Annotated in this window: 18 protein-coding genes; 12 read left to right on the forward strand and 6 right to left on the reverse strand. The window is 64.7% G+C overall.

Annotation, left to right across the window (positions count from 1 at the left end):
* Positions 1 to 80 precede the first annotated feature (80 nt).
* The 6 genes from lpxD to FHW69_RS01755 all read left to right on the forward strand — a co-directional run bounded on the left by lpxD (position 81) and on the right by FHW69_RS01755 (position 4,801).
* Complete coding sequence (gene lpxD / locus FHW69_RS01730) at positions 81 to 1,112, forward strand: UDP-3-O-(3-hydroxymyristoyl)glucosamine N-acyltransferase (protein ID WP_343203941.1); 1,032 nt, start codon at positions 81 to 83, stop codon at positions 1,110 to 1,112.
* On the forward strand, positions 1,105 to 1,578 hold the full coding sequence (gene fabZ, locus FHW69_RS01735; protein WP_183421293.1) for a 3-hydroxyacyl-ACP dehydratase FabZ: 474 nt from the start codon (positions 1,105 to 1,107) through the stop codon (positions 1,576 to 1,578). Before lpxD ends, fabZ begins: the two co-directional genes overlap by 8 nt.
* Positions 1,575 to 2,348, forward strand: coding sequence for an acyl-ACP--UDP-N-acetylglucosamine O-acyltransferase (gene lpxA, locus FHW69_RS01740; protein WP_183421294.1), 774 nt, complete (start codon positions 1,575 to 1,577; stop codon positions 2,346 to 2,348). Before fabZ ends, lpxA begins: the two co-directional genes overlap by 4 nt.
* 58 nt (positions 2,349 to 2,406) lie before the next feature.
* Positions 2,407 to 3,636: a lipid-A-disaccharide synthase gene (gene lpxB / locus FHW69_RS01745; protein WP_183421295.1), complete on the forward strand. Its 1,230-nt coding sequence runs from the start codon at positions 2,407 to 2,409 to the stop codon at positions 3,634 to 3,636.
* Between the two features lie 14 nt (positions 3,637 to 3,650).
* Entirely contained in the window at positions 3,651 to 4,307 is a 657-nt protein-coding gene (rnhB, locus tag FHW69_RS01750; RefSeq protein WP_183421296.1) for a ribonuclease HII, read from the forward strand.
* Between the two features lie 131 nt (positions 4,308 to 4,438).
* Positions 4,439 to 4,801: a hypothetical protein gene (locus FHW69_RS01755; protein WP_183421297.1), complete on the forward strand. Its 363-nt coding sequence runs from the start codon at positions 4,439 to 4,441 to the stop codon at positions 4,799 to 4,801.
* A 3-nt stretch (positions 4,802 to 4,804) separates the two neighbouring features.
* On the opposite strand, the gene FHW69_RS01760 is transcribed toward FHW69_RS01755, so the two are convergent.
* Genes FHW69_RS01760 through moaA form a run of 5 tightly spaced genes read right to left on the reverse strand, consistent with a single transcriptional unit; the run spans position 4,805 to position 8,664 of the window.
* A complete protein-coding gene (locus tag FHW69_RS01760; RefSeq protein WP_183421298.1) occupies positions 4,805 to 5,992 on the reverse strand; it encodes a molybdopterin molybdotransferase MoeA in 1,188 nt (395 codons plus the stop codon).
* Entirely contained in the window at positions 5,993 to 6,931 is a 939-nt protein-coding gene (gene moaCB / locus FHW69_RS01765) for a bifunctional molybdenum cofactor biosynthesis protein MoaC/MoaB (protein ID WP_183421299.1), read from the reverse strand.
* Positions 6,928 to 7,413, reverse strand: a complete 486-nt coding sequence (locus tag FHW69_RS01770) for a molybdenum cofactor biosynthesis protein MoaE (RefSeq protein ID WP_343203942.1) — start codon at positions 7,411 to 7,413, stop codon at positions 6,928 to 6,930. The genes moaCB and FHW69_RS01770 overlap by 4 nt, the downstream gene beginning before the upstream one ends.
* A 1-nt stretch (position 7,414) precedes the next feature.
* Positions 7,415 to 7,666, reverse strand: a complete 252-nt coding sequence (locus FHW69_RS01775) for a MoaD/ThiS family protein (protein WP_183421300.1) — start codon at positions 7,664 to 7,666, stop codon at positions 7,415 to 7,417.
* 20 nt (positions 7,667 to 7,686) lie between these two features.
* Complete coding sequence (gene moaA, locus FHW69_RS01780) at positions 7,687 to 8,664, reverse strand: GTP 3',8-cyclase MoaA (protein ID WP_221195350.1); 978 nt, start codon at positions 8,662 to 8,664, stop codon at positions 7,687 to 7,689.
* Between the two features lie 247 nt (positions 8,665 to 8,911).
* Here moaA and FHW69_RS01785 point away from each other — a divergent pair, with 247 nt between their 5' ends.
* The 6 genes from FHW69_RS01785 to FHW69_RS01810 all read left to right on the forward strand — a co-directional run bounded on the left by FHW69_RS01785 (position 8,912) and on the right by FHW69_RS01810 (position 14,247).
* Complete coding sequence (locus FHW69_RS01785; protein ID WP_183421301.1) at positions 8,912 to 9,748, forward strand: cytochrome b/b6 domain-containing protein; 837 nt, start codon at positions 8,912 to 8,914, stop codon at positions 9,746 to 9,748.
* Entirely contained in the window at positions 9,741 to 10,496 is a 756-nt protein-coding gene (locus FHW69_RS01790; RefSeq protein WP_183421302.1) for a molybdopterin-dependent oxidoreductase, read from the forward strand. The genes FHW69_RS01785 and FHW69_RS01790 overlap by 8 nt, the downstream gene beginning before the upstream one ends.
* 201 nt (positions 10,497 to 10,697) lie before the next feature.
* On the forward strand, positions 10,698 to 11,108 hold the full coding sequence (locus FHW69_RS01795) for an HU family DNA-binding protein (protein ID WP_183421303.1): 411 nt from the start codon (positions 10,698 to 10,700) through the stop codon (positions 11,106 to 11,108).
* A 186-nt stretch (positions 11,109 to 11,294) separates the two neighbouring features.
* Positions 11,295 to 11,681, forward strand: coding sequence for a BlaI/MecI/CopY family transcriptional regulator (locus FHW69_RS01800; protein ID WP_183421304.1), 387 nt, complete (start codon positions 11,295 to 11,297; stop codon positions 11,679 to 11,681).
* 1 nt (position 11,682) lies between these two features.
* Positions 11,683 to 13,497: a M56 family metallopeptidase gene (locus tag FHW69_RS01805; RefSeq protein ID WP_183421305.1), complete on the forward strand. Its 1,815-nt coding sequence runs from the start codon at positions 11,683 to 11,685 to the stop codon at positions 13,495 to 13,497.
* Between the two features lie 66 nt (positions 13,498 to 13,563).
* Complete coding sequence (locus tag FHW69_RS01810) at positions 13,564 to 14,247, forward strand: HAD-IA family hydrolase (RefSeq protein ID WP_183421306.1); 684 nt, start codon at positions 13,564 to 13,566, stop codon at positions 14,245 to 14,247.
* On the opposite strand, the gene FHW69_RS01815 is transcribed toward FHW69_RS01810, so the two are convergent.
* Positions 14,241 to 15,734 (reverse strand): sulfite reductase subunit alpha, encoded by a 1,494-nt coding sequence (locus tag FHW69_RS01815; RefSeq protein WP_183421307.1) that lies wholly within the window; start codon positions 15,732 to 15,734, stop codon positions 14,241 to 14,243. The genes FHW69_RS01810 and FHW69_RS01815 overlap by 7 nt on opposite strands.
* Positions 15,735 to 15,759 lie beyond the last annotated feature (25 nt).

Here is a 15,759-nt window from a genome sequence, read left to right on the forward strand (position 1 = left end):
AAAGAGTCAGTAGAATGACAGGGTGGCAGGGCTTCACGTCCTGCCACCCTTTTTTTTGCACGAGAACAGGGAGATACGACGTGAGCGGGAATCCGCACTACACGCTGGCCGAACTGGCCGAGCGATTCGGCCTTCAGCCGCACGGTGACGGTTCGGTCACTGTCGATGGCGTGGGCACGCTGGCGGGTGCCACGGCCACGCAACTCACCTTCCTGTCCAACTCCAAATACGCCTCGCAGCTGGCCGATACCGGAGCGGGCATCGTGCTGGTACGCGAAGCCGACCTGCCCTCGCGCACGGGTGCCGCGCTGGTGGCCCACGATCCGTACGTGGCCTACGCAAAGATCGCCGCCCTGTTCGAGAAACATCCGGCAGCGCCGCGTGGCATCCACCCCAGCGCGGTCGTCTCGCCCAGTGCGCGCGTCAGCGCCACGGCAAGCATCGGCCCGTGCTGCGTCATCGAAGATGGCGCGATCATCGAAGACGGCGCCATTCTCGGCCCGCACTGCTCCATTGGTCCGGGTTGCGTCGTGGGCGCTCACTCCCGTCTCGTAGCGCGCGTCACCCTGGTCATTCGCGTCACCCTGGGCCAACGCGTGCTGGTTCACCCCGGCGCCGTGATTGGCTCGGACGGCTTCGGCCTCGCCTTTGATCGCGACCATTGGGTGAAGCTGCCCCAGCTTGGCGGCGTGCGCATCGGCGACGATTGCGAGATCGGCGCCAACACCACCATCGACCGCGGCGCGCTGGACGACACGGTGCTGGAAGAGGACGTTCGCCTGGACAACCAGATCCAGATTGCCCACAACGTGCATATCGGCGCGCATACCGCGATGGCCGGCTGCTCGGCCGTGGCCGGCAGCGCGAAGATCGGCCGCTACTGCCTGATTGGCGGCAACGCCGGTATCCTCGGGCACCTTGAAGTGGCCGACCGGGTTACCATCACGGCCAAGAGCCTGGTCACCAGTTCGATTCGCGAGCCAGGCGAGTATTCGTCGGGCACGCCTTTGCAGGAAAATCGTCAGTGGCGCCGCAATGCTGCGCGCATGAAACACCTGGACGAGTACGCGCGCCGCCTGACGGCGCTTGAGAAGGACAGAGGAAATGACTGAAACCCAAGCCGGCGTGACCCTTCCCGTGAACGTGGAGCAGATTCAGCGGCTGCTGCCGCACCGCTACCCGTTCCTGCTTGTCGATCGGGTGATCGAAATTGAGCCGGGCAAATCCATTGCGGCCATCAAGAACGTCACGATCAACGAGCCGTTTTTCCAGGGCCACTTCCCCGGTCACCCGGTGATGCCTGGCGTGCTGATCGTCGAGGCCATGGCCCAGACGGCCGGTCTGCTCACGCAGATCACCAGCCAGATCGACGGCCAGAGCGGCAGCCCGCTGTTCTACCTGGTGAAGGTGGACAACGCACGCTTCTCCGCCGTGGTGGCCCCGGGCGACCAGCTGCGTCTGGAAGTCTCGCTAAAGCGCCTGATCCGCGGCATGGGCCTGTTCGAGGCACGCGCGCTCGTGGACGGCAAGGTGGTTGCCTGCTGCGAACTGATGTGCGCCGCGAGGAGCGACAAATGATTCACACCACAGCGCAGGTCGATCCGAACGCCCGCATCGCTGACAACGTCTCGATCGGTGCCTACAGCATCATTGGCGCCGACGTCGTCATCGGCGAAGGCACCGTCATCGGCCCGCATGTGGTCATCGAAGGCCCGACCACGATCGGACGCGATAACCGCATCTCGCAGTTCGCATCCATCGGCGGCGCGCCGCAGGACAAGAAATTCGCAGGAGAGCGCTCGGAAGTCATCATTGGCGACCGCAACCTCATCCGCGAATTCGTCACGATCAACCGGGGCACGGGCGTGGGCGGCGGCGTCACCCGCGTCGGCAACGACAACTGGCTGCTGGCCTACGTGCATATCGCGCACGACTGCCTCGTTGGCAACAACGTGGTGTTCTCCAACTACTCGGCACTGGCCGGGCACGCGGAGATCGGCGACTGGACCATCCTTTCCGGCTACTCCGGCGTGCACCAGTTCTGCAAGGTGGGCGCGCATGCGTTCATCGGCATGGGTTGCCTGGTGGGCTCGGATGTTCCCCCGTTCGTGATGATGGCCAACGAAACCCGCGGCCGTCCGCGTGGCATCAACAGCGAAGGCCTGAAGCGTCGCGGTTTCGATACCGCACGCATCGCCGCCATCAAGCGCGCTTATCGCACGTTGTACATGGGCGGCCTGCCGCTGGCCGAAGCCCGCGAGCAGTTGCTGGCGCAGGCGGAACTCAGCGACGACGTCCGCGCGATGCTCGAATTTCTTGATCGCAGCGAGCGTTCGCTGGCGCGGTAACTTTGGTGGCCGTCATGGCCACCCTGGTTCGTATCGCCCAAGGCAGGAGGACACCATCATGCAGAACACGACCTCGATGGCGTCGGCGCCCCTGATTGCACTGGTTGCCGGAGAAGACTCCGGTGACCAGCTCGGCGCCGATCTGATCCTCGCCCTGCGGCGTCGCTACCCCGATGCCCGCTTTGTCGGTATTGGCGGCGCCCGCATGCTCGCTCAGGGCTTTGAATCCTGGTACGACATCCGCGAGCTTTCCGTCATGGGCTTTGCCGAAGTGCTGCGGCATCTGCCGCGACTGCTTCGTCTGCGCAAGGATGTGACCGCACAGTTGCTCGCAGCACGCCCGGATATCGTGGTGGGCATCGACGCTCCGGACTTCAATCTGGGCGTGGAGCGCAAGCTCAAAGCCGCTGGCCTGCGCACGGTGCATTACGTCAGCCCCTCGGTCTGGGCATGGCGTGAAAAACGCGCTGAGAAAATCGGCCAGTCCGCCGACCGCGTGCTGTGCCTCTTTCCGATGGAACCGCCCATCTATCAGAAGCATGGCGTCGATGCCCGCTTCGTGGGTCACCCGCTGGCCGACCGTTTCCCGCTGGTTGCCGACCGGGCTGCCGCGCGCGATGCGCTTGGCCTGCCTCAGGATGCGCCGGTGCTTGCCGTGCTGCCCGGCAGTCGTCCCAGCGAAATTGACCGGCTGGGCACCATTTTTCTCGATGCGGCTGCCCGCGTTGCGGCATCCATGCCGCAGGTCCGCATCGTGGTGCCGGCCGCCAATCCGGCGGTACATGCTCGCCTGACGCAGTTGCTGTCGTCGTTCGCCGTTCCGGGTGCTACCGCGCCGCTGCTGGTAGACGGCCATTCGCACGAAGCCATGCTGGCTGCCGACACGGTGCTGCTGGCTTCGGGCACTGCCACGCTGGAAGCCATGCTGGCCAAGCGGCCCATGGTGGTGGGCTACCGCGTGGCGCCCACCAGCTATCGCATCGCGCGTGCGCTGAAAATGCTGAAGACCGACGTCTACGCGCTGCCCAACATCCTGGCGCGCGCCTGCGGGCTCGGCAATCGCCTGCTCGCCCCCGAATTCATGCAGGACGACTGCACGGCAGACAATCTCGCCCGCGCCACGCTGGACCTGCTGGGCGACAGCGAGCGCCGTGGCGGTATCGTTGCCGCGTTCGAATATCTGCATCAGGCACTGCGCGGCGGCCTGGAAGGACATGCCGCGGACCACGCCGCAGAAGCCATCGCCGAACTGATCCCTTCGCTTCCCAGCGAAGTCACCACGCGCTGACCGGGTCACCTGCCATGCCGCGCAAACGCAACGTCAGCTCCCGCCTTGAACCTGGCCTCATCGTCGCAGGTGTGGACGAAGCTGGCCGCGGGCCGCTGGCAGGCCCCGTCGTGGTGGCAGCCGTCATTCTGGACCCTGCGCGTGCCATTCGCGGATTGAACGACTCCAAGCAGTTGAACGAAAGCGTCCGCGAAAAGCTCTTCGACCGCATCATCGAACGTGCCCTCGCGTTCACCGTGGTATTCGTCGAGCGCGACGAGATCGACCGCATCAACATCTTCCAGGCCACGATGACCGGCATGACGCGCTCGCTGATGGGGCTGTCTGTCGCGCCGCAGGTAGCGCTGATCGACGGCAATCGCCTGCCGAAGACACTGCCCTGCCAGGCCCATGCCGTGATTGGCGGCGATGCCACCGAGCCGGCCATCAGCGCCGCATCCATCCTGGCCAAGGTCAGCCGCGACCGGCACATGCATGAACTGGACGCCCGTTATCCCGGTTACGGCTTTGCCCGTCACAAGGGTTACGGCGTACCCGAACACCTGGATGCCCTGGAACGACTGGGCCCGTGCGATGCGCACCGGCGCAGTTTCGCGCCTGTGCGCCGCTGGTTTGAGCCTGCCGCTGGCGAGCCCGTGGCCGATCTTTTCGCCCCAGCCGCTGTCGGATAACCACGCGCAAGCCGCGCGCAGGCGCCCCTGCTGCGCAGCGAAATAAATCCTAAAGTCCTGTCATGTCCTGCCGAAAACGGGGGTAACGCCCTCCGCCCGAGGGTGTCTTCCCTTCCCTCCAGGTGCACGTCATGAAAATCGCTCTTGCTGCTGCTCTTCTTCTCGCCGCCCCACTCAGCGCCCACGCCGCGTGCGCCTCCAAGGACTTCTCGGTTGACGGCTTCTCCGTCAAGGTCACCCAGGGCTCGGGCCAGCCGCGTTTCAGCATGAAGGGCCAGCTGGCCAACAAGTGCTCCGAAGCTGCGGCCGCGCAGATCCGCATCGACGCGAAGGATGCTTCGGGCAAGGTGCTGGCAAGCAAGCAGGGCTGGCCGGCAGGCACGTCCAACATCAGCCCGGGCCAGTCGGTCGAGTTCGATCTGGGCCGTCTGTTCCGTTACCAGTCCGACATGTCCGACTACACGGTGACCGTGGTCGACGTCAAATCCTGGTAATCGCTAAAGCGCCAGCCAGCGCACGCGCTCGCCGGCAGCAAACGGCAACTCTCGCGACGGCAGCCACACCAGTGCGTGTGCCGACGCCAGATTGCTGAGCATGTGGGAGTCCTGCTTCGGCAGGACTTCCAGTTCCACCGTCCCGGCATGGTCCATCATGCGCATGCGGACCAGTCGGTCGCGTTCGGCATCCGCTTCCACCTCTGACGACAGCACCCCCGAGCGCCACTGCGGCATCGGCTCGGTCAATCCTTCCATGTGTCCAAGCACCGCCCGCGCGTGCACGGCCAGGCACACCAGCACCGCCGCCGGATTGCCCGGCATGCCCAGCAATGCCGTGTTTCCGCGCATGCCGAACCACAGCGGCTTGCCCGGCTTCTGCGCCACTTTCCAGAACACGCGGGACACCCCCAGACGCTCGGCCACCACGGGCACGAAGTCGCGGTCACCCACGGATACACCGCCACTGGTCACCACCAGATCGGCGCTGTCCAGCGCCTGCTGCATCGCCCGGGCAAGCGCCTCTTCATCGTCCGGCACATACACCACCGACGGCTCGCCATAGCCCTGCTCTACAAACCACGAGCGCAGAAGCGGACCATTCGCGTCGTAAACCTGCCCCGGCCCCAACGGTTCGCCAGCGCGGCGGATTTCATCGCCCGTGACCAGCACCGCAATGCGCGGACGCTGCCGCACCAGCACCTCGTCCACGCCCGCCATGCACAAAGCGGCCACAAGGCCCGAGGTGACACGCTGGCCGGTAAGCGCCAGCGTTGTACCGGCTGCCAGCTCCTCGCCCGCGTAGCGCACGCCCGTGCCCTCTGCGACGGCTTCGCGCAGATGAATGCGGCCGCCATCGCGATCCACGATCTCCTGCCGCGCAATGGCGTCCGCACCTTCCGGCAACATGCCTCCGGTGTAGATGCGCACAGCCAGCCCGGGCCCCACGCGGGCGGGCGACGGATCACCCGCCGCCGACGTACCGATGAGTTCCCGCGGCGCCAGGCCATCCGCACTGCATAGGGCGTAACCATCCAGCGCGCTTTGCGTGAAGCGGGGCAACGCAATGCGCGCACCCGGCGCTTCGGCCAGCACGGCGCCAAGCGCGGCGGTGACCGGAACCCGCTCGCTGTCACGCCGCATCACGTGCCGGCGGTACTCACCCAATGCGGCTTCAATGGCCAGCAACATTCAACTCTCCCTGGTGTAACCACCCGCATGCGCGCCACCCTGACGGCCGGTTTCCACCAGATGCACCACGCCCGGCAACACCGCCGCAAGCGACTCCCGGGCACCCGCGCGACTGCCGGGAAAAGTGAGCACCAGGGACTCGCGCGCGTAGCCAGCCACGCCACGGGACAGCATCGCGTACGGCATGCGCTGCTGACCGAAAGCACGCGCGGTTTCCATGATTCCGGGAATATCCACGTCGATCATGGGGCGCACCACATCTACCGTGATGTCACGCGGCCCCAGGCCCGTGCCACCGACGGTGACGATCAGGGTGATGCCCGCATCAATCAACTGGCGCAGATGATCGGCCAGCTGGCCGGCATCATCAGGAAGTACAACGTAATCCACGGGCGAGAAACCCGCGGCCTCCAGCGAATCCTTGACCGCGACGCCTGCCGTATCCGGCTTCGCACCGCTGGCCACCGTATCGGACAGCACCACGACCGCTGCCGTGCGTGCAGCGGACAACTCGCGCCTGTAGTGCGATTTGCCGCCGATCTTGCGTTCCAGACGGCAGTCTTCGATGTGCAGGTCATCCGGCTCTGCGTATGGCTTGAGCATGTCGTACAACGTGAGCGCCGCCATGTTCGCCGCCACGAGCGCCTCCATCTCCACACCAGTCGGGCCAATGGTCTGCACTTCAGCGATCACGCGCACGTGACGTTCACCGAGCTCGTAAATCACCTCTGCGCGATGAATGGGCAACGGGTGACATAACGGAATCAGCTCGTCGGTGCGCTTCGCGGCAAGGATGCCGGCGACGCGTGCGGTCTTGAGCGCATCCCCCTTTTCCGTCTCGCCCGAGCGAAGCAACTGGATGCATGAGGCCGGCGCATGCAGCGTGGCGGTGGCGCGCGCCTTGCGCAGGGAGTCGGGCTTCTGGCTGACGTCTTTCATGCGTGATGGTGGCTCGTGGATGCGTGGGAATGCGGCGCCGACTCGTTCAGGTCGTCGCGAATGCAGCAGCCTTCGACAAAGGCGCTGCTGCCGTCGGTGTAGAACTCTTCTTTCCAGATGGGTGCGCCGTGCTTCACCGCATCCACCGCATGACGGCACGCCTCAAACGCCTCGGCACGATGCGCCGCGCGCACCACACACACGATGGCAATGTCACCGATGCGCAATTCGCCCAGACGGTGGCGCACGCGGCAATAGGCAACGCCAAACTGCTCGCGCGTCTGCGCTTCCACTTCGCGGATGATTTTCGCAGCCATGGGCGCGTGGGCGGTGTACACAAGGCGATCAACGGAACGTCCTTCGTGATGATCCCGCACCGTTCCCACGAACATCGCCAGACCGCCGCAGTCCGGATACGCATCCAGCGCCAGCAGCGGTTCCACCGCGATGGGTTCGTGCGTCAGCACATCGTCCGTCGTCACATCAACCTCCTGCCACGGGGGGAAGCAACGCAATACGCCCGTCCACGGGCAAGGCATCGGCACGGCGGATCACCGTGTCGCCGCTGACGCATGCGCAGCGATCAAGCAGACCCGCCAGATCCGGGCGTGCCGCTGCCAGCGAAGCCAGCGCGTCGGCCACGCTGCGCACCGCATCGTCCACGTCAACGCGACACTCATCCGTGCCAGCAATCCTGCGCATATTCGCAAAAAGCTCGAAAACAACAACAGCCATGAATTCTCCGGCGCAGGCGGTCAACCGCCCATCGCATGCATGGTGAGGGGACGATCCACCGGACCTGGATGCGCCGCGTAGCCCGCTTCTTTCAGCCATACCGCGCGGCGCACGCGCTCGCGCAATGCGGCATCGTCGTCACCCTCGCGAAGGAAGTGCCCCAGCGGGGTGCCGACCGGCGAAAACAGGCAGGTATACAGCTCGCCCGTTGCCGTGATGCGCAGGCGGTCGCAGGTGGAACAAAACGGGTCGGACACCGTGGAAATGATGCCAAGCGGGTAATGACCGTCGATAAGAAACGGCGTAGCGGGGTCGCTTCCGCGTGGTTGCCGCTCTACCCGGTGAAACGGCGCGATGGCCGCCAGCATGTCTGCCTCGCTGACCACCTGCCCCCGCTGCCAGTGCCCCGGGGCGTCCAGCGGCATGTATTCGATGAAGCGAAGCGGCAGCTGGCGGCTCATGGCCCATTGCAACAGCGGCACGATGTCCTTTTCGTTGGCATCGCGCACCACCACGGCGTTCAGTTTGATCCGGGCGCCTGCCGCGACCAGCGCGTTGATGCCGTCGAGCACCGGCTCAACCGGCGCGCGGGTAAGCGCGCGGAAGGTTTCAGGGTCGATGGCATCCAGGCTGACGTTGAAGTCATCGACCCCAGCGTCCACCAGTTGCTGCGCGCGCGGCGCCATGCGCGAGGCGTTGGTCGTCATGGACAGGCGCTGGAGGCCACGCGCGCGCAGTGCCGAAATCGCCTGAACGCACTCGACCAGGTCCCGCCGCAGCAATGGCTCGCCGCCGGTCAGCCGAATCTGCGTGATGCCCTCGTCCACGAACAATCCGGCCAGGCGGACCACCTCATCCAGCGTCAGCACGCTTGAACGCGGCAACCAGTCCGGATGCTCGGGCATGCAGTACGAGCAACGGAAATTGCAGCGATCCGTAAGGGATATCCGCAGTTTTCGCTTGCGTCGTCCGTGCTGGTCGGTCAGTTGGGCGGTCATTGTCTGCTCAGTGTGCATATCGGCCGTGAGAGCGTTGTTGGCGGCACTCACGCCGTGTATATCCGGCATCGTGCCAGACTTGCCCCAAGAGCGTCGCGGCCTTGCCTGACTATCCGGGCAAAGACAGGGCAGGAAGCGTAAGCCCTGACCTTGCCGGTGCGTAAGCCGCGGCCTCTGGCAAGCTCTCACAGTCCAACGTCCCGGCAACACACCGCCATACTCCGGCAAGCCTCAACGGACGGATGCCATGCACGACGCCAGCCCCTCCCGACTCGTTTACCGACACCGCTGGCCCGTGCGCGTCATGCACTGGATCAACGTGGCATGCCTGCTTGCACTGCTGGGAAGCGGCCTGCAAATCTTCAATGCGCATCCGGCGCTGTACCTCGGGAACCGCTCGGACCCCGGGGCCGAAGTCCTGAAAATCGACGCGCAGCGCCAGGGTGACGGCCCCATGCGCGGCGTCACCCAGGTAGGCAGCGCCTCTTTCGATACCACGGGTGTGCTGGGCGTCTCACGCAGCAACGGACAGGAGCAGGCCCGCGCCTTCCCCTCCTGGGCGACGATTCCCGGCGCCGGCTGGCTGGCCATGGGGCGGCGCTGGCATTTCTTCTTTGCGTGGCTCTTCGTGATCAACGGGCTTTGTTACGTTGCCTGGTCTGTCGCCAGCCGGCATTTCCAGCGCGATCTTGTCCCCACGCGCCGCGACTGGCGCGGCATTGGCCGCTCCGTGCTGGACCACGTGCGCCTGCGCCACCCCGAAGGCGACGAGGCGCTACGCTACAACGTGCTTCAACGCATTGCGTACCTGGTGGCGATCTTCATTTTCGGTGGCGGCATCGTGCTGATGGGGCTGGCCATGTCGCCCCGCATGGATGCGGTCCTGTCACCGCTGGTGGACCTGATCGGCGGACGGCAGACCGCGCGCACGCTGCATTTCATCATTGCCTGCGGCTTCGTCGCCTTCGTGGTGGTCCACGTGGTGGAAGTGATTCTTACCGGCCCGATAAACCAGCTGCGAGGCATGATTACCGGCTATTACCGCGTAAAGAAGCAGCCACCGGAGGAGACACCGCATGACTGACCGTCGCCGTTTCCTGCGCCATACCGCCCTCGCGCTGGGCGGCGTCATCGTCACCGGCTGCGACCGCATCTCCGACAGCCAGACCGGCGAGCGTATCCTCAGCCAGGCGGAGAAACTGAACCACCTTGCGCAAAAAATCGCCGCGCCCGGCGATGTGCTCGCCAAAGAGTTCACCGAGGCCGATATTTCAGCGGTATTCAAGCCCAACGGCAGCACCATGCCGGACACACCCGACTATCGCGCACTGCTGAACAACGCCTTCCGCGACTATCGCCTCGCGATAGGCGGCATGGTGGAACGGCCGGCGCTGTTATCCATCAGCGACCTTCGCGCGCTGGGCATGCGTACCCAGATCACCCGGCACGACTGCGTGGAGGGCTGGAGCGCTATCGGCAAATGGACCGGCACGCCGCTTCGTCAGGTGATGGACTTTGTGCGGCCGCATATGCGCGCCCGCTATGTGGTTTTTCACTGCTACGACGAGTACGAGGAAGGCACGCCGTACTACGAGAGCATTGATCTTGCCGAAGCCCGCCACCCGCAAACCCTGCTTGCCTACATGCTCAACGGCCATGATTTGCCGGTACAGAACGGCGCCCCCCTGCGCCTGCGCGTAGAGCGGCAACTCGGTTACAAGCACGCCAAGTACATCCGCAGCCTTCAATTCACCGACTCTTTCGCATCCATCGGCGACGGTAAAGGCGGGTATTGGGAAGACAATGGATATGAGTGGTACGCAGGAATCTGACGCGGCGCAACAGGTTCAGTTGGCCCTCACGTTTTGGGCTCTATAACCCGTGGGCTCGTCAAGAACCTTAAAAAAAGGGTCGAAACGAGAAAAAAAACCGCTCTACCCTATTTCCCAAGGCGCAAAGCAACGCTAGAGTGAGTCGCCCGCGGGGCACCGGCCGGACAGGCCGCACTTTTCGATCAAGTGACAAGGATAACCATGGCCAAGACCACCAAATCGGCGGCGACCAAGAAAGCCGCCAAGGCGCCTGCAAAGGCTGCCGCCAAGACCGCTGCAAAGACGCCCGCCGCGATCAAGCCGATCAAGGAAGCGCTGTCGAAGTCGACCCTCGTTGCTCACCTCGTTGAAATCAGCGGCGTAGAGAGCAAGTCCGTGAAGGCCGTTCTGGCTTCCCTCGAAAGCGTCATCAGCGCTTCGGTGCACAAGAAGGGCGCAGGTACCTTCACGCTGCCCGGCCTGCTGAAGATCACCTCGGTGGCCGTTGCTGCCAAGCCGAAGCGCAAGGGCAAGGATCCGTTCACCGGTGAAGAGCGCTGGTTCGCCGCCAAGCCGGCATCGGTCAAGGTCAAGGTTCGCCCGCTGAAGAAGCTCAAAGACGCGGCAGCCTGATCTGACGCGCACGTCACGCATCACGCGTAGACGCGCAGCGACAAAAAAGCATTCCGAACGCCCCCGCCTCTGGCGGGGGCGTTTTGGTTTCTGCGTCACGTAAAAGCAGCCGTGTGCCGGAAGTCATGCTTGACTACATCTGTAGTCAAGCGCAGTCTGACTACATCTGTAGTCAGGGAGATTTCCGTGCTCAAGCGAACCATTGGCGACCAGGAACTGGCTCTCCTGGAATACGTGTCCATGCATCCGAAAAGCTCTGTCGCCGACGTGCAGGCAGGCTTCGGCGAACCGCGTGGCCTCGCGCGCTCTACCGTGCTGACCATGATGGAACGCCTGCGCACGAAGGGCTATCTGGGTCGCCGTCGTGCCGAAGGCGCCTTTCGTTACAGCGCCAGCAGCGGGGCGACCGATGTGATGCGCGGTGCCGTCGGCAGCTTCGTAGAAAAGACCCTGCGTGGTTCGGTGTCCCCCTTCGTGGCGTGGATGTCCGAGCGCGGCGAAGTCAGCGACAACGAACTGGCCGAACTGGAAGCGCTGGTCAGCACCCTGCAATCGAAGCGCAAGGCACGCTGACATGGACGCCATGGCCGAAACCCTGCTGCAACGTCTGGCGTATGCCTCTGTGCAGGCATGCGTGCTTAGCGCGCTGATTTTCGTTGTCATGCGTTGCGTTCCCCGCCTGTCTGCCGCGACACGTGCACTACTGTGGTGGCTGGTGGGTCTTCAACTGATCATCGGCCTCGCCGGGGCTCCGGGCTGGTCGCTGCCGTTGCTCAAGCCTGCAATACAGGGCGCGGCGGTAACCTCCCTCATCACGACCTTCGCGCCCGCTGCCGGCGATGTCGTGCCGCCCGTCGTGGCAGAGCCAGCCGCATCTCTTTCGTGGGCCGCATGGCTGATGCTGGCCTGGGCGCTGGTCGTGGCTGCGCAATGCGTTGTGGCGTTCGTGCAGTGGCGCCGGGTTCGCGGATGCGTGGCGCGTGCCATGCCCCACGACGATATCCGTATCGAAACACTCGTGTCGCAGCGTGCCCGCCGCCTGGGCATGCGTCGTTCACCCGCATTGCTGTGTTCCGATGAAGTGACCTCGCCACAGGTCGTGGGCGTCCTTCGGCCCGCCATCCTCCTGCCCACGGAACACACACTGGGCGACGACGAACTGGAAATGGCGCTGCTGCACGAACTGGCTCACGTACGACGCGGTGACCTGTGGCTGGGCTGGATTCCCGCCGCGGCACGCGCACTTTTCTTCTTTCATCCGCTGGCCCACCTGGCCGCGCGTGAATACGGCCTTTCCCGGGAAGCGGCGTGCGATGCCGAAGTGATCGGCCGCGGACGTCAGGTGCCGCAGGCCTATGGACGGCTACTCGTGCGGTTGGGCGTATCGCCTGAAACGCGCCATGCACTCGGCGGCGCCTCCCCCACCTTTGCCACACTCAAGCGGAGACTCACCATGCTTGGCCAGGTTCATGACACTTCCTCCCGTGCACTCGCATGGACGCTCGTTGCCGTCGTCGCCGTGGCGGGCGTCGCCCCATGGCGTGTTGTGGCTTCCACACAGGACACCGTGCCCACAGTAAACGCCGTGCCCCCTGTACCTGACGTGGCACCCGTGCGTCCGGTGGCGCCAGTGGCCTCCATCGCGTCAGTGGCGCCGATGGCACCCATGGCAAGCCTGCCGCCCCCGCCCCCGCCGCCAGCTCCGATGGCACCCATGGCCCCCGACGTAGCACCTGCCCGACCGGCACGTCCCGCCATGCCGCCGCCGCTGGGCGGTACATACACACACAGTGTGGTCACGCTCAACGACGACACGAATACCGCCTATGTATTGATGGACGGCCATTCGATGTTCATGAGCGGCAGCACGCGGGATGCAGAACATGCGACGCGACAGCGCAAAGGCGATGAGGCCCTGCTGTGGTTTCGTCGCGGGGACAGCGAGTGGGTTGTACGTGACCCGGCTTACGTCCGCAGGGTTCAGAGCGCGTTTGCGTCTGTGAATGACCTGAGCGGCAAGCAGCAGTCGTTAGCCGATAAACAAAGGGACATCGGAGAAAAGCAACGCATGATCGGCCAGCAGCAGGCCGCCATCGGCCACGCCCAGGCACGGCTCAGCGCCACCCAGGCGGAACTCTCCTACCGCGCCTCCGATCCGAATCAACCTGATGTCGCCATTGCCATGCAGGCCGAACAAAAGAAAATCGGCGACGAACAGCGCAAGGTAGGTGAACAGCAACGCGCCCTGGGTCTCCAGCAGGCCGAGCTTGGCAAACAGCAGGCCGCACTCGGCCAGCAGCAGCGGGAAGCCGCGCAGAAAGCGCAGCAGAACGTTCAACGCGTATTAGATGAAGCGCTTCGCGATCACGTGGCACAGGCTGCGCGCTGACGAACGGGCGTCGCTCCGGTAAGGTGGTGGTCTTGTCGCATCGACTATCCCCTTCCCGGAGTTCTTATGCGCCTGACCCCAGGCAGCGTCATTGCATGCAAAGCCCTGCTGTTCGACATGGACGGCACACTGATCGACTCGCGCATCGCGGTCGAACGCATATGGAAAGCCTGGTGCGATGAGCACGGCGTCGACTGGCACTACGTGCTGCCTCGGCTGCATGGCGTGCGCCTCGCCGACTCGGTACGCAGTTTCGCTCCGGCAGGCGTCGATATTGCAGTGGAAACAGCCCGGCTATATCAGCTGGAGCTCGAACAGACCGACGGCATCGTTCCCATCCCTGGCGCGCACGAGCTGCTGGCATCACTGCCGGCCGACAAGTGGACCATCGTCACCTCGGCGGATCGCGAGCTGGCCCATGCACGCTTGCAGAGCGCGGGAATCGCGCCGCCTCCGCTCATGGTGTGTGGTGACGACGTGCGCGAAGGGAAGCCTGATCCGGAAGGCTACATGGAAGGCGCACGGCGCTTTGGCGTCGCACCGGCCGATACGCTTGTTTTTGAAGACGCGGCAGCGGGCATTGATGCGGGATTGGGCGCAGGTGCGCGGGTGATTGCCATAGCAGGCGACCATCCCGAGGAATTGCGCGACGGTGTGGAGTGGGTCACGGACCTTCGCACACTGCGCTTTGCTGGTATCCGTGACGGACTGGTGGAGCTGGCCGTGGTGGAGTCTTCTGCCGATCAGTAAACATCCCGGCGATAGCGACCGGCTTCCAGCAGCGTGTCCACCATTGCGTCTCCCAGCGATTCGCGCAGCGCACTGTCCACGGCAGGCGCCATGCCTGCCAGACTGCCGCAAACGTACAGGCTGGCGCCTTCGGCCACCCACGTGCGCAACATGGGCGCATTCGCACGCAGGGCATCCTGCACGTAACGCCCCGCCCCACCGTCACGCGACCACACGAGATCCAGTTGCGCGATGTCACCCGCGTGCTGCCAGCGCTCCAGCTCGTCCACATGAAGACGATCCACCGCCGCCTGTCGCTCACCGAACAGCAACCAGTTGCGCCGGTGTCCACGCGCCATGCGCTGCTTCAGAAGTGCACGAAGACCGGCAATGCCCGTGCCATTACCTATCAGAATGACTGGCCGATCATCAGACGGCGCGTGAAAACCCGGATTGCGCCGTACACGTGCATCCACCCGCCCGCCTACGGAAACATGCTCGGTCAACCAGCCCGAACCCAGGCCACTTGAGCCATCCGCGCCGCGCTGCTGACGAACGACCAGATCGAGCGATCCATCCGCAGGAACCGATGCAATGGAATACTCCCGATGTGGAAGCGCACTCAGCGTCGGCAGCCACGCCGCCACAGGCATGCCACGCACGGAAGCCGGTTCGGGCAGGTGCATGGACGCCAGCGCTGCAAGCAGCGAAGCGTCCGGCGCAACGCCCGCCTGCTCTGTCCAGCGGCGCAATACAGCGTCACCGTGCTTCGGACCTACTTCAAGAATGTCACCGGCCTGCCAGTCCAGCGCCGCCAGATCGTCCGGCACCAGCGACACGTGAAAGCACGGCAGCCCCTGACTGCCCGCATTGAGCAACTGGCGCGCGTTCACCCGCCACGCACCGTATGCGGGACGCTGCCAGTCCGGCAGCTCGGCATTGCCACTCAGCTGGCGCAGCTGGTCCTGCCAGTGACGCAAGGCACCGTCGTCACCGTTATCCACATCCACCCGGTCAAAGAGGGCCGTCGCGCCGGAGGCATGCAGCCAGTGCTCGAGATCACGCCCGAAGGCGCAGAAATCCTCGTAATCGCGATCACCCAGCGCAAGGATGCCGTAATGCAGGTGCGACAGCGCACGCGGAGAGCTCATCAACGCGCGCTGGAAGCCCACGGCGCTGTCGGGCGCATCGCCCTCGCCGGTGGTGCTTACAACGAACAGCGCACGCGTGTGTGCACTCAGCATGGCGCTATCCAGCTCACCGACGGCGCAGGTGACGACGCCAAGCCCGGCGTCGCGCAGGGCATCTGCCGTGCGGTGGGCAAGCTCAGTGGCGAAACCGGTCTGCGAGGCGTGCACCACAAGTACCTGCGACACGCCTGCCACGGTTGCCTGCACAGGACGTGCGACCGGCGCGCGCCGCATCAGTGCAGCGGTGCCCGTTACCCAGAGGATCGCCGCAGCAAGCGCCCAGCCAATTCGCTCACCGTCGTGAGTGATGGCCAACATGCTCGCGGCATGCCATCGCCACAGC

It is taken from the genome of Luteibacter sp. Sphag1AF (assembly GCF_014192715.1).
GTDB lineage: Bacteria > Pseudomonadota > Gammaproteobacteria > Xanthomonadales > Rhodanobacteraceae > Luteibacter.

Bases quoted from the DNA above. Each gene is read 5' to 3' on its own strand.
- FHW69_RS01790 (WP_183421302.1), top strand. From the start codon at position 9,741: ATGACTGACCGTCGCCGTTTCCTGCGCCATACCGCCCTCGCGCTGGGC.
- FHW69_RS01760 (WP_183421298.1), bottom strand. From the start codon at position 5,992: ATGTTGCTGGCCATTGAAGCCGCATTGGGTGAGTACCGCCGGCACGTG.
- moaCB (WP_183421299.1), bottom strand. From the start codon at position 6,931: ATGAAAGACGTCAGCCAGAAGCCCGACTCCCTGCGCAAGGCGCGCGCC.
- moaA (WP_221195350.1), bottom strand. From the start codon at position 8,664: ATGACCGCCCAACTGACCGACCAGCACGGACGACGCAAGCGAAAACTG.
- FHW69_RS01815 (WP_183421307.1), bottom strand. From the start codon at position 15,734: ATGTTGGCCATCACTCACGACGGTGAGCGAATTGGCTGGGCGCTTGCT.
- fabZ (WP_183421293.1), top strand. From the start codon at position 1,105: ATGACTGAAACCCAAGCCGGCGTGACCCTTCCCGTGAACGTGGAGCAG.
- lpxA (WP_183421294.1), top strand. From the start codon at position 1,575: ATGATTCACACCACAGCGCAGGTCGATCCGAACGCCCGCATCGCTGAC.
- lpxB (WP_183421295.1), top strand. From the start codon at position 2,407: ATGCAGAACACGACCTCGATGGCGTCGGCGCCCCTGATTGCACTGGTT.
- rnhB (WP_183421296.1), top strand. From the start codon at position 3,651: ATGCCGCGCAAACGCAACGTCAGCTCCCGCCTTGAACCTGGCCTCATC.
- FHW69_RS01755 (WP_183421297.1), top strand. From the start codon at position 4,439: ATGAAAATCGCTCTTGCTGCTGCTCTTCTTCTCGCCGCCCCACTCAGC.
- FHW69_RS01805 (WP_183421305.1), top strand. From the start codon at position 11,683: ATGGACGCCATGGCCGAAACCCTGCTGCAACGTCTGGCGTATGCCTCT.
- FHW69_RS01785 (WP_183421301.1), top strand. From the start codon at position 8,912: ATGCACGACGCCAGCCCCTCCCGACTCGTTTACCGACACCGCTGGCCC.
- FHW69_RS01775 (WP_183421300.1), bottom strand. From the start codon at position 7,666: ATGGCTGTTGTTGTTTTCGAGCTTTTTGCGAATATGCGCAGGATTGCT.
- FHW69_RS01810 (WP_183421306.1), top strand. From the start codon at position 13,564: ATGCGCCTGACCCCAGGCAGCGTCATTGCATGCAAAGCCCTGCTGTTC.
- FHW69_RS01795 (WP_183421303.1), top strand. From the start codon at position 10,698: ATGGCCAAGACCACCAAATCGGCGGCGACCAAGAAAGCCGCCAAGGCG.